A 24,473-nucleotide genomic window follows, 5' to 3' on the forward strand; every position below is an offset into this window, starting at 1 on the left:
TAGAGTGGGCAAAGGCGCGCAAGCGACGTGCCCACGATTTCTCAATGATTCGAGACCCGTTCCCGCTGCGAAGAATGTGTCGATCAGCGCGCGTCGCTGTTGCGTGTCGCTCGTTGAAACCCGAGCAAGAGCGGCAGCGTCTTGTCGAGGCTTTCCGTCAGCATGGCGCGCACGCCGTCGCGCAGTGCGGGATTGTCGGCGGCATCTTCAGGGCGGGTCGGAAACGATTCTGCGGGTAGTTCGCGATAGGGGCCGCCGATTTGCACGCCCAGAAGCCTCTGCACCGTAAGGGAATGATGCGTGTTGATCAGCGCAGAACTCTGTCTGACAACAGAAAAGTCGCGCCCATCGAAGATGCGGACAAACGCCAGGGCGTAGAGATAGATGCGACGCCCGAGCACCACATCATGGTTGAGGATGCCGAAGCCGCGGACCGTATAGTTGGATGACCCGAAAGGGCTGATTGAATTGAGGATCTGGATGTAGTGCCGGCAATTCGTTCCTTTCACGACCTCGCGCATGTATTGGGCCAGCTCCGCATTGAGATCGCGGAACAACCTGTCCTTCAATGTGTCCTTGGACTCATCGCGGCGAGGAAATTTCGCCGGGTTGTAGGGGATTCTCAGAACGGATACGCCGGCAGGGATCGCGGCGCGAGTCCGCGCGAAGATCAGATCATTGAGTCCCCAGCCCGGGATCGGGACGACCGTCTTCTTGTTCTGAAATACGGTCAGGCCGGTCGTCAGCACGGTGAACTCATCGCCGGTGGTGACGACGACCCCGAAGTCGCACGGGCCGCCGACCACGGAAGAAGGCTTGGCCGTCCGCGTGGTTGTCTTGCCGTTGGCTTGCTTGACGGCTGATCCTGCCGTTTCCGTCCCTGGTGGTCCCGATTTAGTCTGCGCCCAAGCAGATGTCGAAAAGCACCACACGACGGCCGCCACCACGAGCAGCCGAGCCATGACCACAAATGCAGCCCAGCCGCAGGAAGCGGACGAGCGATAGCCTTTGTCGCGTCCCCTCGGCAAAGGCGCTTACTCGCCCTTGATGTATGCGGGTAGATACCTGTCCAGCTGGGTCGTGAGCAGGCCGCGTGTGCTGTCGCGCAGCAATGCGCTGCTGGTCACCTGTTCAGGGGTCTTGGGAAATTCGAGATTGTTGAGGATTTGCATATTGTCGTTCTTGTTGGAAAAACTCGAAGCAATCACATTGCCGAAGCTGCGGGTAGGCGCCCGATGGATGTCGAAAGTCCGTCCGTCAAAAACGTTGATGCGGAAATAGGAAACCACGACGCCGCGCCCGGAAGGGCTCGCCCAATTCTTGTAGACCCCGAGGCCCTCGATCGATTGATTGGTGCCATCAACCGAAACGCGGGCTTTCGTGGCTACGACGTAACGTTCGCAATTTGACGTTCCGGCGATCTGCCGCACTAGGGCCGTCAGGTCGTCGCGGTCATTGCGGAACAGTTTCGCTTCCGGATGATAGTACGGCTTGAAGGCTCCGCTTGCGTAAGCGATCTTTCGGACAGCCGCGCCGGGAGCCGCGGCGCGAACCCTCGCGACGAACAGATCATCGATACCCCACGTCTCGATCGGCGCCTCCATATACTCGTTGCCGAGCATCGTGAGGCCGACATGTTGCACCGAGAACTGGTCTCCGATCGCGGAAATGACGCCGATCTGACAGTGGCCACTCTCCGCCGCGGCTGGCTGTTCTGCAGCCGGTTTGGCCTTCGGCGCCGCCTTCTTGACTGCCTTCGTGGCTGGCGCCGCCGTCTGAGCGGGAGGCGCGCTGGTTGCGGGAGGGGTTTGCGCGGCTGCCGTAGTGAGCAGGGACAGCAACGCGATCAGCGAGACGGCAATTCGAAACATCGATTCCGGGAAAGGGCAAGAGGACGGCGGATACGCCACACTAAATTGGAACCATGACAACCGCAAGCTGCACCAGGCGACCACTGCCTATCCGGCGGGCCGCTGCCACCGCCACCGGTAATACTTCATCATGAACCCGTTCGACGGCTCGACCTCTTGCTTCTCGAACACAAAGCCTTCGCGCTCGTACCAGCGCCAGGCTTTGTCGTTCTCGCGGACGCAGCGCAGATACATCTCGTCCGGCATTTGCGTGCGCGTGAAGGCGAGCAATTGGCGGCCAAGCGATTGGCCCTGATAGGCGGGCGCGACGAACAGCATGTCGAGATAGAGTTTTGGCAAATGCAGCGCCAGCATTGCGGCGATCGTGCCGTTGTCGTCGGCGACGAACAGGCTCCAGCCGTCGTCGCTCTCGCGCCGGATGCGTGCGCGCAGGTTTGCGAGCAGGAATTCGCTCGCCTCGCCGAGCCCGGTCGAGACCCAGCTCTCCATCCAGACACGGCCGATCTCGTCGTATTCGTCCGCGCGGGCCGAGCGGATGAGGAGATGCGACATCGAGGCCTCAGGTCGGCTTGCTGCGCACGGATGGACGCGCGCGAACCTTGCCCGCCGACAGGCACACCACCTCGGAGATCTGCAGCAGTTGCCGCGCCAGCGGGCTGGTCTTGCGCCAGACCATGCCGATGGTGCGCGACGGCTGCGGGTCGCGGAAGCGTGCCAGCGAGACCGAGGCCGATCGTGTTTCCACCGACACGGCCATCTCCGGGATCAACGTGACGCCGATGCCGGCGCTGACCATCTGGACCAGTGTCGACAGCGAATTGGCATCCAGCATCTCGCGCGGCGGTGCCGATTGCATGTTGCAGAATGACAGCGCCTGATCGCGGAAGCAGTGCCCCTCTTCGAGCAGCAGCAGCCGCATCTCGCGCATCATCTCCCGCGATGGTGCCGGCGTTCCCTCATCCGCGCTCGGGCGCACCAGCAGGAATTTTTCCTCGAACAGGGCGACCTCGGTGAGCGAAGGCTCGGACACCGGCAACGCCACGATGGCGGTATCGAGCCGGCCTTCCACCAGTTCCTGGATCAGCCGCGGCGTCATCGTCTCGCGCACGCGGATGTCGAGTTCTGGATGCATGCGCGTCAGATTCTTGGTGATCGTCGGCAGCAGATAGGGCGCGATCGTCGGGATCATGCCGATGCGCAGCCGTCCGGAGAACCGGTCCTGCGAGGCGCGGGCGAAATCACCGAGTTCGTCAACCGAGCGCAAGATGTCGCGGACGCGCTGCGCGAGCTCCTCGCCAAACCGGGTCAACGCCACCTGCCGGGCGCTGCGCTCCAGCAACAGGCCGCCGAGCGCCTCCTCCAGCTCCTTGATTTGCATCGACAGGGCGGGCTGCGAGATCGAGCAAGACTCAGCCGCGCGGCCGAAATGACTGTGACGCGCCAGGGCGTCGAAATACCGGAGCTGGCGCAGCGTGAGGTTTAGCATCAGAAAATCTTATCGCTGCGATCATTAAAGTCAACTTCCCCTGATCGAACGTGAAGCTTAGAGTGCTTCTACCTGGTCAAAGGCGCGAGTTCGACGCCACCAGAGGAGGTATTCATGGACGACACTTCAAAGTGCCCGTTTTCGGGTGGAAAACGTGTGCCGGCGAACCGCGATTGGTGGCCGACCCAGCTCAGCATCGAGATGCTGCACAAGAATTCCCCCAAGTCCGACCCGATGGACAAGGACTTCGACTACGCCAAGGAATTCAAGTCGCTCGACCTGAATGCGGTCATCAAGGACCTGACGGCTTTGATGACAGACTCGCAGGAATGGTGGCCCGCCGACTTCGGTCACTACGGCGGCCTCATGATCCGCATGGCCTGGCATAGCGCGGGCACCTATCGCACCACCGACGGTCGCGGTGGCGCCGGCGCCGGACAGCAGCGTTTCGCGCCGCTCAACAGCTGGCCCGATAACGCCAATCTCGACAAGGCCCGCCGTCTGCTCTGGCCGATCAAGCAGAAATACGGCCGCAAGATCTCCTGGGCCGATCTGATGGTGCTGGCCGGCAACGTCGCGCTGGAGTCGATGGGCTTCAAGACCTTCGGCTTTGCCGGCGGCCGCGTCGACGTCTGGGAGCCGGAAGAACTGTATTGGGGTCCCGAAGGGACGTGGCTGGGCGATGAGCGCTACAGCGGCGAACGCCAGCTCGCCGAGCCGCTGGGCGCGGTGCAGATGGGCCTCATCTACGTCAATCCGGAAGGCCCGAACGGCAAGCCGGATCCGGTCGCCGCGGCCAAGGACATTCGCGAGACCTTCGCCCGCATGGCGATGAACGACGAAGAGACCGTCGCGCTGATCGCCGGCGGCCACAGCTTCGGCAAGACCCATGGTGCCGGCGATCCGTCGCTGGTCGGACCGGAGCCGGAAGCGGGCGCGCTCGAGGATCAGGGCCTCGGCTGGAAGAGCAAGCACGCGTCGGGTCACTCGGGCGATTCCATCACCAGCGGACTCGAGGTGACATGGACGACGACACCGACCAAGTGGAGCAACAACTTTTTCGAGAACCTGTTCAATTTCGAATGGGAGCTGACGAAGAGCCCGGCCGGTGCGCAGCAGTGGACGGCCAAAAACGCCGATGCCATCATTCCCGACGCCTTCGACAAGTCGAAGAAGCACCGGCCGACGATGCTGACGACCGATCTCTCGCTGCGTATGGATCCGGCCTATGAGAAGATCTCGCGCCGCTTCCTGGAGAATCCCGATCAGTTCGCGGACGCCTTCGCCCGTGCCTGGTTCAAGCTCACCCATCGCGACATGGGTCCGGTCGTGCGCTATCTCGGCCCGCTGGTGCCGAAGGAAACGCTGATCTGGCAGGACCCGATCCCCGCCGTGAATCACGAGCTGGCCAGCGAGCAGGATATCGCCTCGCTGAAGACCAAGATCCTGGCCTCGGGTCTGTCGGTCTCGGAGCTGGTCTCGACCGCATGGGCGTCGGCCTCGACGTTCCGCGGCTCGGACAAGCGCGGCGGCGCCAACGGCGCGCGCATTCGCCTCGCTCCGCAGAAGGACTGGGAGGTGAACGAGCCGGCTCAGCTCTCGAAGGTCCTGGGCAAGCTCGAAGCGATCCAGAAGGACTTCAACGCGTCATCCGGTGCGAAGAAGGTCTCGCTGGCGGACCTCATCGTGCTCGGCGGCACCGCCGCGGTCGAGAAGGCGGCGAAGGATGCCGGCGTCGACGTCAAGGTCGGCTTCACGCCGGGCCGCATGGATGCCTCGCAGGAGCAGACCGACGCCGCTTCGTTTGCTCCGCTGGAGCCGCGGGCCGACGGCTTCCGCAACTTCATCGGCAAGCGGCAGCAATTCATGATGCCCGAGGAGGCTCTGGTCGATCGTGCGCAGCTGCTCCGCCTTACCGGCCCGGAGATGACGGCGCTCGTCGGCGGTCTGCGCGTGCTCGGTGCCAATGCGAACGGTTCGAAGAACGGCGTCCTCACCTCGAAGGTGGGAACGCTGAGCAACGACTTCTTCGTCAATCTGCTCGACATGAGCACGCAGTGGACGCCGGCCGGCACCGACGGCACCTATGAGGCCCGCGACCGCAAGACCAATGCGGTGAAGTGGACCGGCACGCGCGTCGACCTGATCTTCGGCGCACACTCGCAGCTTCGCGCCTACGTCGAGGTCTATGCCACGTCGGATTCCAAGGAGCAGTTCGTCAAGGACTTCGCCAAGGCCTGGACCAAGGTGATGAACCTCGACCGGTTCGACATCGCGGCCTGATTCCGAAGCTCGGCAAGCGACAAACAAAAAGGGCGGCCGCGAGGCCGCCCTTGGTGTTTCTGGCAGGTGGCGAGATTTACTCGCCGGCCGCTTCGCGCGCGGGCTGCTGGCTCTCGCCCTTGCCCTCGAGGTCTTCGCCGGTCTCCTGGTCGACCACTTTCATCGACAGGCGGGTCTTGCCGCGGTCGTCGAAGCCGAGCAGCTTGACCTTGACCTTGTCGCCTTCCTTGACGACGTCGGAGGTCTTCTGCACGCGCGCCGAGGCGAGCTGGCTGATGTGGACGAGACCGTCCTTGGAGCCGAAGAAGTTCACGAAAGCGCCGAACTCCATCACCTTGACGACGGTGCCGTCATAGATCTGGCCGACTTCCGGATCGGAGGCGATCGACTTGATCCACTTGATCGCGGCCTTCATGGCCTCGCCGTCGTTGGAAGCGACCTTCACGGTGCCGTCGTCCTCGATGTTGACCTTGGCCCCGGTCTTCTCGACGATCTCACGGATCACCTTGCCGCCGGTGCCGATCACTTCGCGGATCTTGTCGGTGGCGATCTTGAAGGTCTCGATGCGCGGCGCGTATTCGCCGAGCTCGGCACGGGCGTTGGTGAGCGCCTTCGACATCTCGCCGAGGATGTAGATACGTCCATCCTTGGCCTGGCCGAGCGCGACCTTCATGATCTCCTCGGTGATGCCCTCGATCTTGATGTCCATCTGGAGCGAGGTGATGCCCTGCTCGGTACCGGCGACCTTGAAGTCCATGTCGCCGAGATGGTCCTCGTCACCGAGGATGTCCGAGAGAACCGCGAAGCGCTTGTCTTCGAGGATCAGGCCCATCGCGATGCCCGCGGTCGGCCGCTTCAACGGCACGCCGGCGTCCATCAGCGCGAGCGAGGCGCCGCAGACCGATGCCATCGACGAGGAGCCGTTGGATTCGGTGATCTCCGACACCACGCGCGTGGTGTAGGGGAATTCGTGGTGCGGCGGCAGCACCGGGTGGATCGCGCGCCAGGCGAGCTTGCCGTGGCCGATCTCGCGGCGCTTGGTGCCGCCGAGGCGGCCGGTCTCACCGACCGAGTAGGGAGGAAAATTGTAGTGCAGCAGGAACGTCTCTTTGTACGTTCCCGACAGCGCGTCGATGTACTGCTCGTCCTCGCCGGTGCCGAGCGTGGTCACGACCAGCGCCTGGGTCTCGCCGCGGGTGAACAGCGCCGAGCCGTGGGCGCGGGGCAGCACGCCGACTTCGGCGACGATGTTGCGCACGGTCTTGGAATCGCGGCCGTCGATGCGCTTGCCGGTGTCGAGAATGTTCCAGCGAACGATCTTGGCTTCGAGCTCCTTGAACACGCCGCCGATGCGCAGCTTGTCGTATTTCGGCTCCTGGCCTTCCGGGAAGTAGTGAGCGATCACCTTTTCCTTGACCTTGCCGACCGCGGCGTAGCGATCCTGCTTGACCGGGATGGCGTAGGCGGCGCGCAGTTCCTGCTCGACCATGCCGAGCATTTCCTTTTCGAGCGCCGAATTGTCGATCGTGGTGACCTCGCGGGGCTCCTTCGCGGCCTTTTCGGCGAGCTCGATGATCGCGTTGATCACGGGCTGGAAGTGGCGGTGACCGAACATCACGGCGCCGAGCATGATCTCTTCGTTCAGCTCCTTGGCTTCCGATTCCACCATCAGCACCGCGTCTGCGGTGCCGGCGACGACGAGGTCGAGCTGGGTGTCGACCATCTCGTCGAGAGTCGGGTTGAGGATGAACTCGTCATTGGCGAAGCCGACGCGCGCGGCGCCGATCGGGCCCTTGAAGGGAGCGCCCGACAGGGTCAGCGCAGCCGATGAGGCCACCAGCGCGACGATATCGGGATCGTTCTCCATGTCGTGCGAGAGCACGGTGACGATCACCTGGGTCTCGTTGCGCCAGCCGTCGACGAACAGCGGGCGAATCGGACGGTCGATCAGGCGGGAAACCAGCGTTTCCTTCTCGGTCGGACGACCTTCGCGCTTGAAATAGCCGCCGGGAATGCGGCCGGCTGCGTAGGTCTTCTCCTGGTAGTCGACGGTCAGCGGCAGGAAGTCGACGCCTTCGCGCGGCGACTTCGCGGCAACGACGGTGGCGAGCACCACGGTCTCGCCGTAGGTCGCGACGACTGCGCCGTCGGCCTGGCGCGCGATCTTGCCGGTTTCGAGCTTGAGAGGGCGTCCACCCCAGTCGATCTCGACTGAATGCTTATTGAACATAGAGGTCTTCTTTCATGGGTTCTCGAAAGAAGGACGGGTCGAAAAACAAAAACCATGCGCAAGATTGCGGGACGTTGATCGAAGCGGGCGATCAGCGTCTTGCGATCCTGCCATGGTTTTTGGATTTCGGATGGCGTCCATCCCTTCGGGTCATACGGGCGCCTTGCCCGTTGTGCCCAGCCGCCGGATTGCTGCTGGACTGTCAGTCGGCACGAACGCGAACACCGAAGCGCGGTGTTCGCCCATCATGCCCCGGATGCTCGCCGTCAACGGCTCGCATCCGACGCGCGCGCAGCCTCGACGAAAAACCTTTAAACAAACGCTTTCGTTCGAAATCACGCGCGAAAACGCGCGCCGTTTGGCGCGCGCAAGAACTCTTAACGACGAATGTTGTGCTTCTCGAGCAGCGCCTTGTAGCGCGCCTCGTCCTTCTTCTTCACATAGTCGAGGAGCGAGCGGCGGGTCGAGACCAGCTTCAAGAGACCGCGACGCGAATGGTTGTCCTTCACGTGGGTCTTGAAATGGTTCGTGAGGTTGGCGATGCGTTCCGACAGGATCGCGACCTGAACCTCTGGCGAACCGGTATCGCCGGCCTTGTTGGCATTCGTCTTGATGACTTCCGCTTTGCGTTCTGCGGCAATCGACATCGGTCAATTTCTCTCGTTGCGATCGGCGCTGGCAGTCAGGCCGGTCAGGTTGAACACACGCTTGGGGATGATTTCGCCATTGCCGACTTCGGCAAGCGCGAGAAGCCGGCCTGCCACCGTGACATAGACTGTGCCGCTACAAGTGGGCGCATCCCGTCCGCGCAACAAAACGGCTTGGCCCCGATGGAGCCTTGCCGCATCAGCCCGAGTGACGGCCAGTGCCGGGATGTCGTCCAGCGCGGTCTCAACGGGCATAAGCGCGTCGGCGAGGCTACCCTCGCCGGACGCGGCTCTATCGCACAAAGCCTCCAACTGATCCAGCGGAATCATGTCGTTCTCGCCAAATGGGCCGACCAGGGTCCGCCGCAGCGCGCAGATATGGCCGTAAGTGCCGAGAATCCTACCCATATCGCGGGCCAGCGCGCGGACATAGGTGCCCTTGCCGCACTCGGCCTCGAACACGGCCCGGTCGCTATCCGGTTGATCTACAAGGCTTAAACGGTGAATCTCGACCGGGCGGGGGGCCAGTTCCACGATCTCGCCGTCGCGGGCGAGGTCGTAGGCGCGCTCGCCCTGGACCTTGATCGCGGAATAGCGCGGCGGGATCTGCTGGATCACCCCCGTGAAACGGGGCAGCAGGGCCTCGATGTCCTCCCGGGTCGGGCGCTGGTCCGAGGTTGCGGTCGCCCGGCCCTCGATGTCGTCGGTGTCGCGCTCCTCGCCCCAGCATACCGTGAACCGGTAGCGCTTGCGGCCATCCATGACGAAGGGAACGGTCTTGGTGGCCTCGCCGAGCGCGATCGGCAGGCCGCCGGAGGCCAGCGGATCCAGCGTGCCGGCATGGCCGGCGCGCTTGGCGTTGAACAGGCGCTTGAGCACGGCAACGGCCTGCGTCGAGGTCATGCCGATCGGCTTGTCGAGCACGACCCAGCCGTGAACGTCGCGACGGTCGCGGCGCGGCTGGTTGCCCTTCTGCTTGTTGGCGCGCGGATCGTTGTTGACGCGGCGCGGCTCCTGAGGCGGCTGAGAATTGCCACTCATGTCCGCAAAATTATTTTTCTGCACGTCGAGCTGATCGGCCTCTTCGCCGCCGATCGTGCCGTGAGCCGGGTCCATCGTCATCGTTCTTCTTCCCGATCCGAATCCGGATCCTGTTCCAGGTCCTTCTGCACCGCGGGTGTTCGCAAAAGCTTCTCGATCCGTTCCGCTTCGTCGAATCGTTCGTCGACGCGGAAGCGAAGGTCAGGTGCAAATTTCAGGTTAACGCGCCGCGCGACCTCGCCGCGCAGGAATTTCTTGTTGCGCTCGAGCGCAGCGAGGACGACCTCGGTGTCGCGGCCACCGAGCGGCATCACATAGACTGTCGCGAGCTTCAGGTCGGGCGACATCCGCACCTCCGGCACGGTGATGATGTGACCTTCGAGGTCTGCATCATGCACGCTGCCTTGCGCCAGAATCTCGGCTATCGCATGGCGAACCTGCTCGCCGACCCGCAACTGACGTTGCGAGCCGCCGGACGCGGAACTCTTTTTCTGATGATGGCGGGGCATGGTCTGAAAATCACCTCGTCATGCCCGCGTTTGGGGCACTGGCACTGTCATTTGTCTTGTTGAAACGAAGAGGGGTGGATGGCCGGAAAAAAATCCGGCCATCGCACTCCCGCAATTCAGTTCAAAAAAGATCCAGGCGCTTCGGTAAGATTTGGACTTACAGGGAGCGCTGGATCGTCTCCACGCGGTAACACTCGATGACGTCACCGGCGCGCATGTCGTGATAGTTCTCGAAGGCCATGCCGCATTCCTGACCGGACTGGACTTCCTTCACTTCGTCCTTGAAGCGCTTCAGCGTCGACAGCTTGCCTTCGTGCACGACGACGTTGTCGCGGATCAGACGCACGTTGGCGCCGCGTTCCACGGTGCCGTCGGTGACGCGGCAGCCGGCGACCTTGCCGACCTTGGAGATGTTGAAGATTTCCAGGATCGCGGCATTGCCGAGCATGGTTTCCCGCAGGGTCGGCGCGAGCAGGCCGCTCATGGCCTTCTTCACGTCGTCCACGAGGTCGTAGATGATGTTGTAGTAACGGATCTCGATGCCGTTGCGCTTGGCGGCCGCAGCGGCCTCCTTGTTCGCACGAACCGAGAAGCCGATGATCGCGGCGTTGAAGCCTTCCGCGAGCGTCACGTCCGATTCCGAGATGCCGCCGACACCCGCATGCAGGATGCGCGCGGCGACTTCGTCGGTGCCGAGCTTCTCCAGCGAGCCGAGGATCGCTTCCAGCGAGCCCTGCACGTCGGCCTTGATGATCAACGGGAATTCCTTGCGGCCCGCCGTCTTCAACTGCGACATCATCTGCTCGAGCGAGCCGCGCATGCCGGAGATCGAGGCCGCCGCGTTCTCGCGCTTCTGGTGCGCGCGGTAGCTGGTGACCTGGCGGGCGCGGGCTTCGTTCTCGACCACGGCGAGACGATCGCCGGCTTCCGGCGGACCGTTGAAGCCGAGCACCTCGACCGGCACCGACGGACCTGCCTCCTGCACCGTCTCGCCCTGATCCGAGATCAGCGCGCGGACGCGGCCCATTTCGGCGCCGGCGACGATGATGTCACCGACACGGAGCGTGCCGCGCTGGACCAGAACGGTCGCGACCGGACCGCGGCCACGATCGAGCTTGGCTTCGATCACGGTGCCTTCGGCCGGACGATCCGAATTGGTCTTGAGGTCGAGGATGTCGGCCTGAAGCGCGATCATCTCGAGCAGCTTGTCGAGATTGGTCTTGTTCTTCGCCGACACTTCGACATCGACGACTTCGCCGCCGAAGGATTCGACCTGCACCTCGTGCTGGAGCAGCTCGGTGCGCACGCGCTCGGGCTTGGCGTCGGGCTTGTCGATCTTGTTGATGGCAACAATGATCGGCACCCGCGCCGCCTTGGCGTGGTTGATGGCTTCGATCGTCTGCGGCATCACGCCGTCGTCAGCCGCAACCACCAGCACGACGATGTCGGTCACCTTGGCGCCGCGGGCGCGCATCGCGGTGAACGCGGCGTGGCCGGGCGTGTCGATGAAGGTGATCTTCTTGCCGCTTTCGGGCGACAGCACCTGATAGGCGCCGATATGCTGGGTGATGCCGCCGGCTTCGCCGGAGACCACGTTGGCATGACGGAGCGCGTCGAGCAGCGAGGTCTTGCCGTGGTCGACGTGACCCATCACGGTCACCACCGGCGAGCGCGGCTCGGTGTCGGTGGAATCGTCGATGGCGTCGAACAGGCCTTCTTCAACGTCGGACGCGGCAACGCGCTTGACGGTGTGACCAAGCTCCTCGGCGATCAGCTGCGCAGTGTCGGCATCGATCACGTCGGTGATCTTGTGGATCGCGCCCTGCTTCATCAGCATGCGGATGATTTCCACCGCGCGCTCCGACATGCGGTTGGCGAGCTCCTGGATGGTGATCGCCTCCGGGATGACCACCTCGCGAATGAGCTTTTCCTTCGGCTCGTTCGCGGCATGGCCCTTCAGACGCTGGGTGCGGCGGCGGAACGAGGCGATCGAGCGCTCGCGGACGTCGTCGGCATTGAAGGCGGTGACGACCGTCAGGCGGCCGCGCTCCTTCTGCGGGCCGGGCTTGTGGGTGGGCTTGGGAGCGACCACAGGCCGCGCAGCGCCGCCGGGGCCGCGACGGATCTGGCGCGGACCCTCGTCCTCGTCGGGTCCGGCTGCGACAGCGGGGGCGCGGCCCACCGGGCCACCCGGCCGCTGTGTGGTCGTTCCGGGCCGCGCGGTCGTTGTTCCCGGGCGTGCCGTGGTGGTTGTGCCGGGGCGCGCCATGGGCGCACCGGGGCGCGCTGCAGGAGCGGCCGAGGTCGCCGTTGCGGGGCGCGCGGCGGATTGCGGTTGCTCGCCTTCGCCAAAACGCTTCTTGGCCTCGGTTTCGGCCTTCCGCTTGGCTTCCTCTTCGTGACGGTGACGCTCCTCCTCGGCCTTGCGGCGGGCTTCGGCGGCCTCGCGATCGGCACGCTCGGCGCTTTCGCGGACCGCGCGGCGCTGGGCCTCTTCCTCGGCATGGCGGCGCTCTTCGACTTCGCGCACCTTGGCATCGGCCAGCGCGCTGGCGCGGGCGGAACGTTCGTCCTCGGTCAGCGTACGCAGCACCACGCCGGAGCCGGCGTTGCGCGGCGGCGCGGGGCGGGCCGGAGCAGGCTTGGGCGCGGCGGCCGGCGCGGGTTTCGCCACCTCGGCGACCTGCGGCTCGGGGCTGCCGTCGACACGGCGCTTGCCACGCTTCTCGACCACGACCTGCTTGCTACGGCCATGACTGAAGCTCTGGCGCACGGTGCCCGTTTCGACGCGCGGCTTGAGCGATAGCGTCTTGCTCGGAACGCTCAGCTTCTTGTCGCCAGGGGTCTTGGTATCAACCATTAAGCAGTCCTAATCCTGATCTTGTTGTCTTGTGCGTTGCCGCACCGTGCTATCGGGTGGTCGTTGTCTCTCAGAAATCCTGGCCGGGCTTTTCGGCAGTCCTGTCAGCGTCCGCCATCCGGTATCGGACCAGCATCTGGCTACGTGACAGGAATGACTTGCTCGCCGGGCCCGCGAGCAGGGCAGCATGTATCACATTTGACCGGGTAAGTGCCAAATCCAATTCTGATGATTTTAGTGCGGTGACGACGGGAATCTGCGGCTTGGCGCCGCGATTTCCCTCATTTTGACGCGCCAGCATGTCCAATTTGCGGATTCCGTCCGCGGCCCCGTCGCTGGCATGGATCAGGACCTCGACCGTACCTTCCCGAAGCGCGCTTTCGACCTTGCCGAAACCGGCCACGATCTGGCGCGCCTTGGCGGCAATCCCAAGGGCTTCGACCACGCTCCGGACCAGGAGCGCCTCGATGTCGCCGGGAAGCGTCGGAGGGATGCGCAGCTCGCGCTTGAAGGCTTTGGTAAAATGGTGACGCCGGACGGCTTCCGCAACCACCTCGCGCGAGGCGGTGACCCACATGCCGCGTCCGGGCAGCTTGCGCTTGAGATCGGGAACTATGTGCCCTTGCGGCGAGACGACGAAGCGGATCAGCTCGTCGATCGGCCGGACCTCGCGGCTGACCGCACACATCCGCATGGTCGCGGACCTTTCGGTCCGCGGTCCATGGTCGAGTTCGGGGTCAGTATCGGCGAGCATCCGGGTGACATCCTCCTTCGCCTTAAGCCGGCTGATCTTCGGTCGCCTCGGCCTCTTCGGCGGGCTTGGCGAGATCGGCCTCGGTGATCCAGCCGGCCTTGACACGGGCCTGCATGATCATCGCTTCAGCATCGTCACGGGAAATTTCGAGGCCATCGAGCGCGCCCGGATATTTGGTCTGCTCGCCGCCCTCCTTGCGCTCGGTCCAGCCGACCAGATCGTCTGTGGCGCAACCGGCGAGGTCGTCGACCGTCTTGATGTCGTTCTCGCCGAACTTCACCAGCATCTTCGAGGTGACGCCGGGCACGTCCTTCACTGCGTCCTCGACGCCGAGCTCCTTGCGCCTGGCCTCGAGTTCGGCTTCCAGCTGTTCGAGATATTCACGGGCGCGGTTCTGGAGTTCCTGCGCGGTCTCCTCGTCGAAACCTTCGATGCCGGCGAGTTCCTTGACGTCCACCATCGCGAGTTCCTCGACCGAGGTGAAGCCTTCGGACGCCAGCAATTGGCCGACCACTTCGTCGACATTGAGCGATTCCATGAAGACGCGGGTGGAGTTCTCGAAATCGGCCTGGCGGCGCTCCGATTCCTCCTGCTCGGTCAGGATGTCGATGTCCCAGCCGGTGAGCTGCGAGGCCAGACGCACATTCTGGCCGCGGCGGCCGATCGCCAGCGAGAGCTGGTTGTTGGTGTCGGGTACGACGACCTCGATGCGCTCGCGGTCTTCGTCGATGACGACCTTGGAGACTTCGGCCGGCGCCAGCGCGTTGACCACGAAGGTCGCGATGTCGGGCGACCAAGGGATGATGTCGATCTTCTCGCCCTGCAATTCGTTCACCACCGCCTGCACGCGCGAACCGCGCATACCGACGCAGGCGCCGACCGGATCGACCGAGGAATCACGGGAAATCACGCCGATTTTTGCGCGCGAGCCGGGATCGCGGGCGACCGCCTTGATCTCGACGATGCCGTCATAGATCTCGGGCACTTCCTGCGCGAACAGCTTTGCCATGAACTGCGGATGGGTGCGGGAGAGGAAGATCTGCGGGCCGCGGGTCTCGCGGCGGACGTCGAAGATGTAGGCCCGGACGCGGTCGCCGTTGCGGAACACTTCGCGCGGTAGCATCTCGTCGCGACGGATGATGGCCTCGCCGCGGCCGAGATCGACGATCACGCTGCCATATTCGACGCGCTTGACGACGCCGTTGACGATGTCGCCGATACGGTCCTTGAATTCCATATATTGCCGGTCGCGCTCGGCCTCGCGCACCTTCTGCACGATCACCTGCTTGGCGGATTGCGCGGCGATGCGGCCATATTCCAGCGGCGGCAGGGTGTCGGCGATGGTGTCGCCGACCTGGGCGCCGGGATTGGCGCGCTGCGCATCCACCAGCGAGATCTGGTTGGAATGGTTTTCGACCGTCTCGACTACCAGCATGTGGCGCGACAGCCGCAGCTCGCCCTTCTTCGGGTCGATCTCGGCGTGAACGTCGGTCTCGCTGCCGTAACGGGCCCGCGCCGCCTTGGCGATGGCATCCTCCATCGCCGCGATGACGATGCCGCGGTCGATCGATTTCTCGCGCGCAACGGCGTCGGCAATCTGAAGCAATTCAAGTCGATTGGCGCTGACTGCCATGGCTAGTCTCCTTCGTCAGGATCGATCTCGCCCCGTCGCGCGCGTTCGGCGGCCAGGCGATGTTTCTTGGTGTTGGTCGGAGCCGGCTTCTTCGTAGGGGCCGGCGCCGGCTTCTTAGCCGGCTTGGTGTTCTTGGTCGTTTTTTCGCTGATGCTGGCGTGCGGTGCCGCCGGCGGCTCCAGGCCGAGATTGCGGCGCATCTCGCGTGCCTGGGCCTTGCCGCGGCGCATGGATTCCGCGATCAGCTCGTCGGTCAGCACCAGTCGCGCCTCGGCGATATCTTCCATCGTCAGGAGAACGTCGGCAGTGTCGCCCGCCTTGATGTCGTCGCGATGCAGATGCACGCGGTCGCCTTCGACGGGGCCGATCGTGCCGCGGAACCGCTTCCGCCCTTCATGGGCAACCGCCATCTCGATCTTCACCAGATGCCCGGCATAACGCTCGAAATCGGAGCGGCGCACCAGCGGGCGGTCAATCCCCGGTGAGGAGATTTCCAGCCGATAGGCGCGATCGACGGGATCGGCGACGTCGAGCACGGGCGACAGCGCCCGCGAGATCGCCTCGCAATCCTCGATCTGCATCGAGCCGTCCGGCCGCTCGGCCATAACCTGGACGGTGCAGCCGGATTCCCCGGAAATGCGGATCCGCACCAGGCGGTAGCCCATGCCTTCGAGCACTGGCCCCGCGACCGCGGACACCCGTGCCGCGACGCCCGGCTCGACTACGAGCCTCGGCTCGGCCAGCAGTTCGGCATCCGTGGAACCAGGGTTCGGTTCGGTCATGTCAGAGGTCAAGGCGCTCGATATGGTTAAGGCTTGGTTTAAGATCTCAAAGCTCGCTTCGGAACTCTCCCGACAGATCGCCGGGCCGCACATCTTCCACCAAGCCGCGTTCAGGTAATAAAAAAGAGCGGGTCCTTTCGGGCCCACTCTCACTACGCGGATCGTATGAGAAGATGAATTGGCGCTGATATAGCCCTTTCCGTCTTCCCGGACAAGGCCCATGCAGGGCAGGCCGGGCTTTTTGCGCCCGGCCTGCGGCCCCACGCAACGCTTCCTTCACCTCCGAGGCCTAAATTCCCTGCTTGTGGGGCGGCTTGGACCAAGGGCGCACCCGCGGCGTGCCCCGTACGAGTTTGCGTTTTCATGACCGTTGCCACGTCGCTCATTCCCGGACTGGACGATATCGTCAAACGCGGCGACCCGCGGCGTCGCGGCGAGATCGCGCACGCCATCTCCCAATTGTTCTTTCAGGACGCCGAGAACCTCCGTCCCGATGTCATCGATCTCTTCGATAATTTGCTGATCGATCTCGTCCCGCATGCCGAGCTCGCCTCGCGCGTCGATCTCGCCGAACGCTTCTCGCGCCTGAACAACGCGCCCCGGCATCTCGTGAGTCAGCTCGCGCGCGAAAACGAAATCGCGGTGGCGGGCCCCGTGCTGCGCCATTCGCCCGTGCTCGACGACGCCGCTCTCCTCGAGATCGCGCGACTGAAGGGCCAGGGCCATCTGCTGGCGATGAGCGAGCGCCCCACGCTGTCGGCTGTCATCACCGACGTGCTGGTCGAGCGCGGCGATCGCGACGTGGTACGCCGCGCCGCGGGCAATTCCGGCGCGGAGTTCTCGCCTGGCAGCTATTCGGAGCTGATCAAGCGTGCCGCGCAGGATGGCGTGCTGACGCTCAGGATCGGACAGCGCAGCGATCTTTCGGGTGAGAACCTGAAACAGCTTCTCGACGGCACGCTCGACGTCATCCGCCGTCGCCTCTCGAGCGTGGTCAATCCCGTGCGCCAGGTCGAGATCAAGCGCGCCATGGCGGCCATCGAGGAAGCCACACTGCCGCCAGGCCCGCGTCGCGATTTCTCGGGAGCGCAACGTACGGTTCTGGCCTTGCATCGCGGGGGCCATCTTGGCGAGAGCGCGCTGCTTGGCTTTGCGAAGGCCCACAAATACGAGGAGGCGATCGCTTCGCTCTCGGCGATGTCCGGCGTCCGCCTCTCGGTCCTCGATCGCCTGATCACGGGTGACCGCTACGATCCAATTCTGGTCCTGGGACGGGTGCTGAATCTCGGCTGGCCGACAGTGCGTGCACTGATCCTGATGTGGTACGGCCCGAATCGCACGCCAGCCGATGCCGATCTCGAGCAGGCGCGCGCGAACTTCACGCGCTTGATGCCGACGACCGCCGAGCGCGTCGTGAATTTCTGGCGCAATCGGCAGACGATCTAAACCCGCTTGAATCGCAGATACGCCGCCTTGCGGCCTTCGCGCGTGGCCTTTCGGCCGTAGCGCGTCATTGTGTATCCGTCCCACGGCAGGCGAAAATCATCGGCGCGCTCCGCGAGCCAGACAAAGTCCTGCGAGCGCGACAGATGCGACAGCGTCCAGGCGCAGTAATCGTCGATGTCGCAGACGAAGCGAAATTCGCCGCCGGCTTTCAACACGCGCGCCATCGCGGCGATGGTCCGGTCCTGGACGAAGCGCCGCTTCCAGTGCCGCCGTTTCGGCCAGGGATCGGGATGGATCAGGTCGATCCGCGACAGCGAAGCCTTCGGCAGCCAGGCCAGGAGCTCGGCGGCATCACCTGCGAACAGGCGGACGTTGCCGATGTCGGCGGCCTCGATCTGCGCGAGGATCTTCGCCATGCCGTTGACGTAAGGCTCACAGCCGATGAAGCCGGTTGTGGCGAAGTTTTGCGCTTCCGCCGCAAGATGCTCGCCGCCGCCGAAGCCGATCTCGAGCCGCAAATCGTCGACTGCGGGGGCGAAGATCTCGCGGGCATCCGCCGGTGCTTCGCGGTCGGTGGCGAGCGCAAGGCGCGGCAGCAGGTGATCGATCAACTCGGCCTGGTGCTGCCTGAGCTTGTGGCCCTTGCGGCGTCCGAAGAAGGCGCGCTCGCTGTCCTCGCGATCGGGATCTGATTTGCGCTCACTCATCGTAGCGTCTGGTACAGGCGATGGAGCAGCCGCGCGCGCGGTTCGAGCGACGAGACATAGAGCTGCTCATAATGCGTGTGCGCGCCCTTGCCGTCGACGCCGAGCCCGTCGAGCGTCGCGGTGTGGGCGGCGGTGAAATTACCGTCCGAGCCGCCGCCGGTGTGAACGTCGAGCAGCTCGAAGCCGATCTCCGTGGCAACGGTCTTTGCATGTTCGTACAGCGAGGCGCCGGCATTGCTCTTCTCGTAAGGCGGACGATTGAGTCCGCCCGTGACCTTGACGGTGACGCCATCCGTCCTCGATGTCAGGGCGAGGATCTTGCCGACGAATTCATCCGCGTCCTTGAAGCTCAGCACGCGCAGATCGACTTCGGCGTGGGCTTCTTCCGGCGTCACGTTGGGCCGCGTGCCGCCGCGCACCACGCCGACATTGACGGTGACGCCGCGCGCGAGATCGTTCATCGCTTCCAGCGCCAGGATGACATTGGCGAGCTCGCGGATCGCGCTGCGGCCATCCTGGGGCCGCGTGCCGGCATGCGCGGGCACGCCCTTGATGAACACTTCGAATCGCCCGACGCCCTTGCGGCCGGTGACGATCTTGCCGCCATCGCGGGCCGGCTCCGTCACCAGGACGTACTTCGCCTTGCGCCCTTCGGTCTCGATGAGTGCGCGAGAGGTGGGGCTGCCGATCTCCTCGTCGGAGGTGAATAGGTGGGTGATGCCGAGCGGCGAGCGATCGGCCGTGGCACAAAGCGCGCGAAAGGCGTGGTGGGCGATGTAGGCGCCGCCCTTCATGTCGTAGATGCCGGGACCGAACGCGCTGTCGCCTTCGACCTTGAACGGCAGGCGCTCGATAAATCCCATGGGGTGAACGGTATCGAGGTGGCTCAGCACCAGGATGCCCGGCCGGTCCTGGCCCCAGGTCGAGCGCGCCACGAGATGATCGCCGCAACCATCGACGCCGGCGATGCGCTCAAGCGTGACAGGGAGATCGCGGTACTGCTCCGCGACCATCGAGACCAGCTTGTTGACCTGTTCAGGCGCGTCCGTTGGCGTCTCGACCTCCACCCAGCGGCGGATGCCATCGAGAATAGTTTGAGAATCGAACCAATTGGAGCCGGTCATGAGCGCATCTGTGCCTTTGAATCGCATCATCGAGGAAGACGCGCATCAAAGCGCGGCCGCAAATGACGACATAGGCCAGATTTGACGCAGCCTCAAATCGGATTGAGATGGCGCGTCAGCGCTTGTCGGGGCCTTCGCGAGCCGCGATCTGCTCGACGAGATCGACGATCGAGCGGCGCATCTTCGAATCGGTGATTCGGGTGAACGCCTTGGTCAAGGCGAGTCCTTCGGAAGTCGCGAGGAAATCCGAGACGTAAGACGGCGATGCGCCTTCTGCGAAGCCGTCCGGCCCCGCCACGCCGCTCGGACCGCCCTCGAACAGGAACGACACAGGCACCTGGAGAATTTCGGCAATTTGCTGGATGCGGCTCGCGCCGACCCGATTTGTGCCCTTCTCGTATTTCTGAACTTGTTGGAAGGTCAGGCCCAAAGCTTCACCGAGCTTTTCCTGGCTCATGCCCAACATGATGCGGCGCATCCGCACGCGACTGCCGACATATTTGTCAACAGGGTTGGGCGCTTTCGACATTTCCTCAGCCCTCCAAACATCACCTTCGGCGCAATCAGGAATGCCTCAGGTGTAAGCAACGTCAAAATCAGACCCTGTTATTGGAAAACATTGCGGAGAAATTTAGCAATGCCCACTGTCTTTTGCAGCCGGTGCAGAATGAGGAGGCCGCGTGCAGTCTGTCAACCGTGGGACTACGGTTGTCAAAAGTTATCGGCCTCGGCTGCGTGATCAGGGATGCCGTTTGGCAACACGTCGGCGGACCGCCCAAAACACGGCGAGCGCGACAAGCATGGCCGCGGGTACATCGCCCACGCGCGCATAGATGGTCGGCGGGATCGCGGCGGGCAGATTTGCATCCAAAATGCCTTCGATCCCGAGACCGAGGCTGGCGACGATGCGTCCCACCGGATCGATCACCGCGGAAACGCCGGTATTGGCGGAGCGAACCAGCGGCAATCCGAGCTCGATCGCGCGCATCCGCGCCTGTTCGAGGTGTTGGTAGGGGCCGGTCGAGATTCCGAACCAGCCGTCATTGGTGAGATTCACGATCCAGCCCGGACGTTCATTGCGTCCAGCCACCTCGCCGGGAAAGATTGCCTCGTAGCAGATCAGCGGCAGCGCGGAGGGCGCGCCGGGGACCGCCAGCGCATGCCGCACGGTGCCGGGAATGAAGCCACCGCGCACACGCGTGAGTTGCTCGAAACCGAGCTTCTCCATCAGGCCCTGGTAGGGAAGAAATTCGCCGAACGGCACCAAATGCAGCTTGTCGTACACAGAGAGCACGCTGCCGTCGTGGTCGATCACGTAGATCGAATTATAGGCGCGGGTGATCGGCGTGCCCCGCGGCAGGTCGGGCGCGCGGACCGAGCCCGTGATCAGCACCGTGCCCTTGGGCAGAAGCTCCGCGATTTGCGCCATCGCATCGGCTTCGCGCGTCAGGAAGAACGGAAAGGCGGATTCCGGCCAGATCAGGATGGTGGCATCGCGCACGCCGGTCGATTGCGGTCCGGAGGCGCGGTCCGACAAGGCCAGATATTTCTTCATCACCTCCGCCTTGGCGGCGTAGTTGAATTTCGCGTCCTGCTGGAGATTCGGCTGCATCAGGCGCAATTTGGTGCCGGCGACCATCGTGGTCGGATGGAGCGAGAGGCGGATCGCGCCGAAGATACCCATGACCAGCAGGAGCGCCAGGGCTGCGGCCGGTGCGCGCCACGCCAGGCGGCGATCGGGCGTGCGGTCGATCAGCGCCGCGGGGCTCGCGAAGATCGCAACCGTCAGGAACGTCATGCCCCACAGGCCGATCAGCGACGCCGTTTGTGCCAGCGGCAGCGGCTCGGACAACGCATAGCCGAACGCGTTCCAGGGGAAGCCGGTCAGCGCATGGCCGCGCAGCCATTCGGTGATGGTGAGACTTGCCGCGAGCGCAAGCACGCGCGTGGCGTTCTTGGTCCAGAGCAGGCGGGCGAGCGCAAAGCCCATTGCCGTGAAGATGGACAGATAGGCCGGCAGGCCCAGCACGGCGAACGGCGTCAGCCAGGCGAACACATCGGCATCGACGAAGAAGGCGTAGCCTATCCAGTAGAGGCCGGGCACGAAATAGCCGAGCCCAAACCAGTAACCGGTCAGCGCCGCGGCGGGGACGCCGCGATATCGTCCGGCGCCGGCGCCGTCGATCAGCCAGACCAGCACCGGGAAAGTGATGAACAGCACCGGGAAGGCGTTGAACGGCGCCAGCGCCAGCACCGAGAGCGCACCGGCAGCCATCGCGACGAGCGCGCGCTTCCATCCCCAGGTCAGGATGATGGCAAGCGCGATCTGGCGAAATCGCTGGAAAGCGCTCACTGCGGACCGGTCCCGTCGCTGGGCGGCGGGGTGGGCGTGTCGCTGGCCGTCGGCTGGCTGCCATCCGGCGCAGCCTCGCGGCGCCGGCTCTCGCGCTGGGTGCGCGGCGCGGGGCGCTCCTTCCGCGTCGAGATCCGCAGCCGCTTGACCCGGCGTGGATCGGCATCGAGCACCTCGATCTCGTAATGGCCGGGGCCCGAGATCACCTCGCCGCGCACCGGCAGGCGCCCGACGAAGCTGACGAGATAGCCGCCCAGCGTCTCCACTTCCTCGCCGGCCTCCCCGGTGACGAAGTCCTCGCCGATCACGGTGCGGACGTCGTCGAGGCTGGCGCGGGCGTCGGCGATGAAGGCGTTGTCGGGCAGCCGCACGATCGAGGGCGGCTCGTCGCTGTCATGCTCGTCGTCGATCTCGCCGACGATCTGCTCGACGATGTCTTCGAGCGAGACCAGCCCGTCGCTGCCGCCATATTCATCGACCACCAGCGCCAGATGGATGCGAGTGGCCTGCATCTGCGCGAGCAGGTCGATCGCCCGCATCGACGGCGGCACGTAGAGCAGCTTGCGGATGATGCGCGCTTCTTCGAGCGGCAGCGCGAGATCGACCGTACGCAGATCGAGCCCGGCCGGCAGCGGTTTCTTGCGCTTGGTTTTCGTGACCCCCGACACGCGCGCACGCGCGGTCATGAAGGCGAGCAGATCGCGGATATGGACGATGCCGACGGGATCGTCGAGCGTCTCGTTGTAGACCACAAGGCGCGAATGGCCGGCGCTCTCGAAACGGTCCATCAACTCGCCGAGCGGGATGTCGCGCTTCACCGCGACAATGTCGGCGCGATGCACCATGACGTCGGCGATGCGACGCTCGTGCAGGCCGAGGATGTTGCGCAGCATGGTGCGCTCGACCGTCGAGAAGCCGGTGTCGTCGGGCGTCGTGGCGTCGAGCACGACCTGGAGGTCGTCGCGCACCGAACCCGCCTTCCAGCCGAACAACGTCCGGATGGCGCGCAGCAGCCAGCCATCGGCGGTTGGGCGCATCACCTCGCCTGAGGTCACCACGACCGGTAAATTGGCCGTGTTGCGCGGATTGTCCTGAATCGGGTCGGAATCCGGCATCTCAATGCGTCCCTGGGCGGTCGGCATAGGGGTCGGGAATGCCGAGATGAGCCAGGATCTCTCGTTCGAGCGCTTCCATTTCCTCGGCGTCGTCTTCGTTTTCGTGGTCGTAGCCGACCAGATGCAGGAAACCGTGCACGGCGAGATGGCTCAAATGATGATCGAACGGTTTTTGTTCCTCGTCCGCCTCACGCCGCATGGTCTCGTAGGCGATCGCAATGTCGCCCAGCATGCGCGGCGCATCGCCTGGCTTCCAGTCGCCTTCCGGCTGCAGCGCGGGAAACGACAGCACGTTGGTCGGCTTGTCGATGCCGCGCCAGTTGCTGTTCAGCGTGCGGATGCCGGCATCATCGGTCAGCATTACCGCCACTTCCGCCTCCGCAACGTCTTCGTCGACATTCTCGGCGGCGGCCGCCACGGCGCGCTGGATCACGGCTTCGGATTCGGGCTCCCGCTGCCAGCAATCGGCGACGACGAGGACCTCGGTGATGGGAAGGTTGGGGTGTGACATTGTCCTTGTTCCGAACGAAGGGGCGCCGTGTCCGCGCCCATATGGTCCGGTTGCTGCCTCGTCAGGATTTACCGGCGGCCGGCCGCTGCGGCGACCCCTCGTAGGCGGAGACGATCCGCGCCACGAGTTCGTGGCGGATCACGTCTTCGGCCTTGAAATGAACTTGCGCAATGCCTTCGACGCCGCTCAGCAGGCGCGTCGCCTCGGCGAGGCCCGAGGTCTGGCCGTTCGGCAAGTCGATCTGCGAGGGATCGCCGGTGACGATCATGCGGCTGTTTTCGCCAAGGCGGGTCAAAAACATCTTCATCTGCATCGACGTGGTGTTCTGCGCCTCGTCCAGGATGATGGCCGCGTTGGTGAGCGTGCGACCGCGCATGAAGGCGAGTGGCGCGATCTCGATCTCGCCGGTCTGCAGCGCGCGCTCGACAATGCGCGCGTCCATCAGGTCATAGAGCGCGTCGTAGATCGGGCGAAGATAAGGATCGACCTTCTCGCGGAGATCGCCGGGCAAAAAGCCGAGCCGCTCGCCGGCTTCCACCGCCGGACGCGACAGGATGATCTTGTCGACTTCCTTGCGCTCAAACAGCTGCGCGGCATGCGCGACCGCGAGCCAGGTCTTGCCGGTGCCGGCGGGGCCGATGCCGAACACCAGCTCGTGGCGCTTCAGCGCGCGGATGTAGGAATCCTGCGCCGCCGTGCGCGCACGCACCGGGCGCTTGCGCAGATTGATGCTGTCGAAGGTGGATTTGGCCGACTTGGCATCGTACTCGAACAGCGAGCCCTGCGCGATCACGGCACGGATCGCGCCCTCGACCTCGCCCTGGTCGAGATCCTGTCCCTTCACGGCCTGGGCGTAGAGCGTCTCCAGCACCCGGCGCGCGGCATCGCAGCCGTCGCGCGAGCCGCCGATGGTGATGTGGTTGCCCTTGGAATCGACGACGACGCCGAGCCGCCGTTCGATCTGTGCCAGATGCTGGCCATAAGGGCCAACTAGCGCGGACGCGGCGCGGTTGTCGTCGAAATCGATGACGACCTGGGTCTCGGGCGGAACCTGCATGTCGCGGTCAAATTTGCGGCTAGGAGCGATGGAAGAAGACGAATCCGATGCGCTTTTGGGCAAG

At 64.3% G+C, this 24,473-nt stretch carries 21 protein-coding genes; 2 read left to right on the forward strand and 19 right to left on the reverse strand.

Going from position 1 to position 24,473, the window contains the following annotated elements:
* Positions 1 to 83: 83 nt before the first annotated feature.
* From IVA75_RS11950 to IVA75_RS11965, 4 genes are all read right to left on the reverse strand, one after another.
* Positions 84 to 962 (reverse strand): hypothetical protein, encoded by an 879-nt coding sequence (locus IVA75_RS11950; protein WP_247285115.1) that lies wholly within the window; start codon positions 960 to 962, stop codon positions 84 to 86.
* 72 nt (positions 963 to 1,034) lie between these two features.
* A complete protein-coding gene (locus IVA75_RS11955) occupies positions 1,035 to 1,955 on the reverse strand; it encodes a hypothetical protein (protein WP_247285116.1) in 921 nt (306 codons plus the stop codon).
* Positions 1,956 to 1,958: 3 nt separating this feature from the next.
* Positions 1,959 to 2,423: a GNAT family N-acetyltransferase gene (locus tag IVA75_RS11960; protein WP_247285117.1), complete on the reverse strand. Its 465-nt coding sequence runs from the start codon at positions 2,421 to 2,423 to the stop codon at positions 1,959 to 1,961.
* Between the two features lie 7 nt (positions 2,424 to 2,430).
* A complete protein-coding gene (locus IVA75_RS11965) occupies positions 2,431 to 3,357 on the reverse strand; it encodes a hydrogen peroxide-inducible genes activator (RefSeq protein WP_018455793.1) in 927 nt (308 codons plus the stop codon).
* Positions 3,358 to 3,471: 114 nt separating this feature from the next.
* Between IVA75_RS11965 and katG the strand changes: the two genes are divergently transcribed.
* Complete coding sequence (gene katG / locus IVA75_RS11970; RefSeq protein WP_247285118.1) at positions 3,472 to 5,640, forward strand: catalase/peroxidase HPI; 2,169 nt, start codon at positions 3,472 to 3,474, stop codon at positions 5,638 to 5,640.
* Between the two features lie 76 nt (positions 5,641 to 5,716).
* On the opposite strand, the gene pnp is transcribed toward katG, so the two are convergent.
* From pnp to rimP, 8 genes are all read right to left on the reverse strand, one after another.
* A complete protein-coding gene (gene pnp / locus IVA75_RS11975) occupies positions 5,717 to 7,870 on the reverse strand; it encodes a polyribonucleotide nucleotidyltransferase (RefSeq protein ID WP_007598347.1) in 2,154 nt (717 codons plus the stop codon).
* 377 nt (positions 7,871 to 8,247) lie between these two features.
* Positions 8,248 to 8,517, reverse strand: coding sequence for a 30S ribosomal protein S15 (gene rpsO / locus IVA75_RS11980; RefSeq protein ID WP_007598346.1), 270 nt, complete (start codon positions 8,515 to 8,517; stop codon positions 8,248 to 8,250).
* A gap of 3 nt (positions 8,518 to 8,520) precedes the next feature.
* The gene (gene truB / locus IVA75_RS11985; protein WP_247285119.1) at positions 8,521 to 9,639 is read right to left on the reverse strand and encodes a tRNA pseudouridine(55) synthase TruB; all 1,119 of its coding nucleotides are present in this window, start codon (positions 9,637 to 9,639) and stop codon (positions 8,521 to 8,523) included.
* Positions 9,636 to 10,067: a 30S ribosome-binding factor RbfA gene (gene rbfA, locus IVA75_RS11990; RefSeq protein ID WP_247285120.1), complete on the reverse strand. Its 432-nt coding sequence runs from the start codon at positions 10,065 to 10,067 to the stop codon at positions 9,636 to 9,638. Before rbfA ends, truB begins: the two co-directional genes overlap by 4 nt.
* 157 nt (positions 10,068 to 10,224) lie before the next feature.
* On the reverse strand, positions 10,225 to 12,927 hold the full coding sequence (gene infB, locus IVA75_RS11995; protein ID WP_247285121.1) for a translation initiation factor IF-2: 2,703 nt from the start codon (positions 12,925 to 12,927) through the stop codon (positions 10,225 to 10,227).
* Positions 12,928 to 12,997: 70 nt separating this feature from the next.
* Positions 12,998 to 13,681, reverse strand: a complete 684-nt coding sequence (locus tag IVA75_RS12000; RefSeq protein WP_247285122.1) for an RNA-binding protein — start codon at positions 13,679 to 13,681, stop codon at positions 12,998 to 13,000.
* Positions 13,682 to 13,703: 22 nt separating this feature from the next.
* Positions 13,704 to 15,314 (reverse strand): transcription termination factor NusA, encoded by a 1,611-nt coding sequence (nusA, locus tag IVA75_RS12005; RefSeq protein ID WP_007603900.1) that lies wholly within the window; start codon positions 15,312 to 15,314, stop codon positions 13,704 to 13,706.
* 2 nt (positions 15,315 to 15,316) lie between these two features.
* Complete coding sequence (rimP, locus tag IVA75_RS12010) at positions 15,317 to 16,096, reverse strand: ribosome maturation factor RimP (protein WP_247285466.1); 780 nt, start codon at positions 16,094 to 16,096, stop codon at positions 15,317 to 15,319.
* Positions 16,097 to 16,459: 363 nt separating this feature from the next.
* Here rimP and IVA75_RS12015 point away from each other — a divergent pair, with 363 nt between their 5' ends.
* Positions 16,460 to 17,542, forward strand: a complete 1,083-nt coding sequence (locus IVA75_RS12015; protein WP_247285123.1) for a DUF2336 domain-containing protein — start codon at positions 16,460 to 16,462, stop codon at positions 17,540 to 17,542.
* Here IVA75_RS12015 and trmB read toward each other — a convergent pair.
* From trmB to IVA75_RS12050, 7 genes are all read right to left on the reverse strand, one after another.
* On the reverse strand, positions 17,539 to 18,249 hold the full coding sequence (gene trmB / locus IVA75_RS12020) for a tRNA (guanosine(46)-N7)-methyltransferase TrmB (protein WP_247285124.1): 711 nt from the start codon (positions 18,247 to 18,249) through the stop codon (positions 17,539 to 17,541). The two genes, IVA75_RS12015 and trmB, sit on opposite strands and share 4 nt — an antisense overlap.
* Positions 18,246 to 19,403, reverse strand: coding sequence for a M20 family metallopeptidase (locus IVA75_RS12025; protein WP_247285125.1), 1,158 nt, complete (start codon positions 19,401 to 19,403; stop codon positions 18,246 to 18,248). Before IVA75_RS12025 ends, trmB begins: the two co-directional genes overlap by 4 nt.
* Positions 19,404 to 19,488: 85 nt before the next feature.
* Positions 19,489 to 19,902 carry a helix-turn-helix transcriptional regulator gene (locus IVA75_RS12030; protein WP_007598327.1) on the reverse strand — a complete coding sequence of 138 codons (414 nt, stop codon included), beginning with the start codon at positions 19,900 to 19,902 and terminating at the stop codon, positions 19,489 to 19,491.
* Positions 19,903 to 20,112: 210 nt separating this feature from the next.
* Complete coding sequence (lnt, locus tag IVA75_RS12035) at positions 20,113 to 21,726, reverse strand: apolipoprotein N-acyltransferase (RefSeq protein WP_247285126.1); 1,614 nt, start codon at positions 21,724 to 21,726, stop codon at positions 20,113 to 20,115.
* Positions 21,723 to 22,841 (reverse strand): hemolysin family protein, encoded by a 1,119-nt coding sequence (locus tag IVA75_RS12040; RefSeq protein WP_027514682.1) that lies wholly within the window; start codon positions 22,839 to 22,841, stop codon positions 21,723 to 21,725. The genes lnt and IVA75_RS12040 overlap by 4 nt, the downstream gene beginning before the upstream one ends.
* Before the next feature lies 1 nt (position 22,842).
* A complete protein-coding gene (gene ybeY, locus IVA75_RS12045) occupies positions 22,843 to 23,352 on the reverse strand; it encodes an rRNA maturation RNase YbeY (RefSeq protein ID WP_018455806.1) in 510 nt (169 codons plus the stop codon).
* A 61-nt stretch (positions 23,353 to 23,413) separates the two neighbouring features.
* Positions 23,414 to 24,472 (reverse strand): PhoH family protein, encoded by a 1,059-nt coding sequence (locus IVA75_RS12050; RefSeq protein WP_247285127.1) that lies wholly within the window; start codon positions 24,470 to 24,472, stop codon positions 23,414 to 23,416.
* Between the last annotated feature and the right edge of the window lies 1 nt (position 24,473).

The sequence above is a fragment of the Bradyrhizobium sp. 134 genome (genome assembly GCF_023074155.1).
In the GTDB taxonomy this organism is placed as follows: domain Bacteria; phylum Pseudomonadota; class Alphaproteobacteria; order Rhizobiales; family Xanthobacteraceae; genus Bradyrhizobium.

Excerpts from the sequence above, each read along its gene's own strand:
- IVA75_RS11950 (WP_247285115.1), bottom strand. The coding sequence starts at position 962 with ATGGCTCGGCTGCTCGTGGTGGCGGCCGTCGTGTGGTGCTTTTCGACA.
- IVA75_RS11960 (WP_247285117.1), bottom strand. The coding sequence starts at position 2,423 with ATGTCGCATCTCCTCATCCGCTCGGCCCGCGCGGACGAATACGACGAG.
- IVA75_RS11965 (WP_018455793.1), bottom strand. The coding sequence starts at position 3,357 with ATGCTAAACCTCACGCTGCGCCAGCTCCGGTATTTCGACGCCCTGGCG.
- katG (WP_247285118.1), top strand. The coding sequence starts at position 3,472 with ATGGACGACACTTCAAAGTGCCCGTTTTCGGGTGGAAAACGTGTGCCG.
- pnp (WP_007598347.1), bottom strand. The coding sequence starts at position 7,870 with ATGTTCAATAAGCATTCAGTCGAGATCGACTGGGGTGGACGCCCTCTC.
- rpsO (WP_007598346.1), bottom strand. The coding sequence starts at position 8,517 with ATGTCGATTGCCGCAGAACGCAAAGCGGAAGTCATCAAGACGAATGCC.
- truB (WP_247285119.1), bottom strand. The coding sequence starts at position 9,639 with ATGACGATGGACCCGGCTCACGGCACGATCGGCGGCGAAGAGGCCGAT.
- rbfA (WP_247285120.1), bottom strand. The coding sequence starts at position 10,067 with ATGCCCCGCCATCATCAGAAAAAGAGTTCCGCGTCCGGCGGCTCGCAA.
- infB (WP_247285121.1), bottom strand. The coding sequence starts at position 12,927 with ATGGTTGATACCAAGACCCCTGGCGACAAGAAGCTGAGCGTTCCGAGC.
- IVA75_RS12000 (WP_247285122.1), bottom strand. The coding sequence starts at position 13,681 with ATGCTCGCCGATACTGACCCCGAACTCGACCATGGACCGCGGACCGAA.
- nusA (WP_007603900.1), bottom strand. The coding sequence starts at position 15,314 with ATGGCAGTCAGCGCCAATCGACTTGAATTGCTTCAGATTGCCGACGCC.
- rimP (WP_247285466.1), bottom strand. The coding sequence starts at position 16,096 with ATGACCGAACCGAACCCTGGTTCCACGGATGCCGAACTGCTGGCCGAG.
- IVA75_RS12015 (WP_247285123.1), top strand. The coding sequence starts at position 16,460 with ATGACCGTTGCCACGTCGCTCATTCCCGGACTGGACGATATCGTCAAA.
- trmB (WP_247285124.1), bottom strand. The coding sequence starts at position 18,249 with ATGAGTGAGCGCAAATCAGATCCCGATCGCGAGGACAGCGAGCGCGCC.
- IVA75_RS12025 (WP_247285125.1), bottom strand. The coding sequence starts at position 19,403 with ATGATGCGATTCAAAGGCACAGATGCGCTCATGACCGGCTCCAATTGG.
- IVA75_RS12030 (WP_007598327.1), bottom strand. The coding sequence starts at position 19,902 with ATGTCGAAAGCGCCCAACCCTGTTGACAAATATGTCGGCAGTCGCGTG.
- IVA75_RS12040 (WP_027514682.1), bottom strand. The coding sequence starts at position 22,841 with ATGCCGGATTCCGACCCGATTCAGGACAATCCGCGCAACACGGCCAAT.
- ybeY (WP_018455806.1), bottom strand. The coding sequence starts at position 23,352 with ATGTCACACCCCAACCTTCCCATCACCGAGGTCCTCGTCGTCGCCGAT.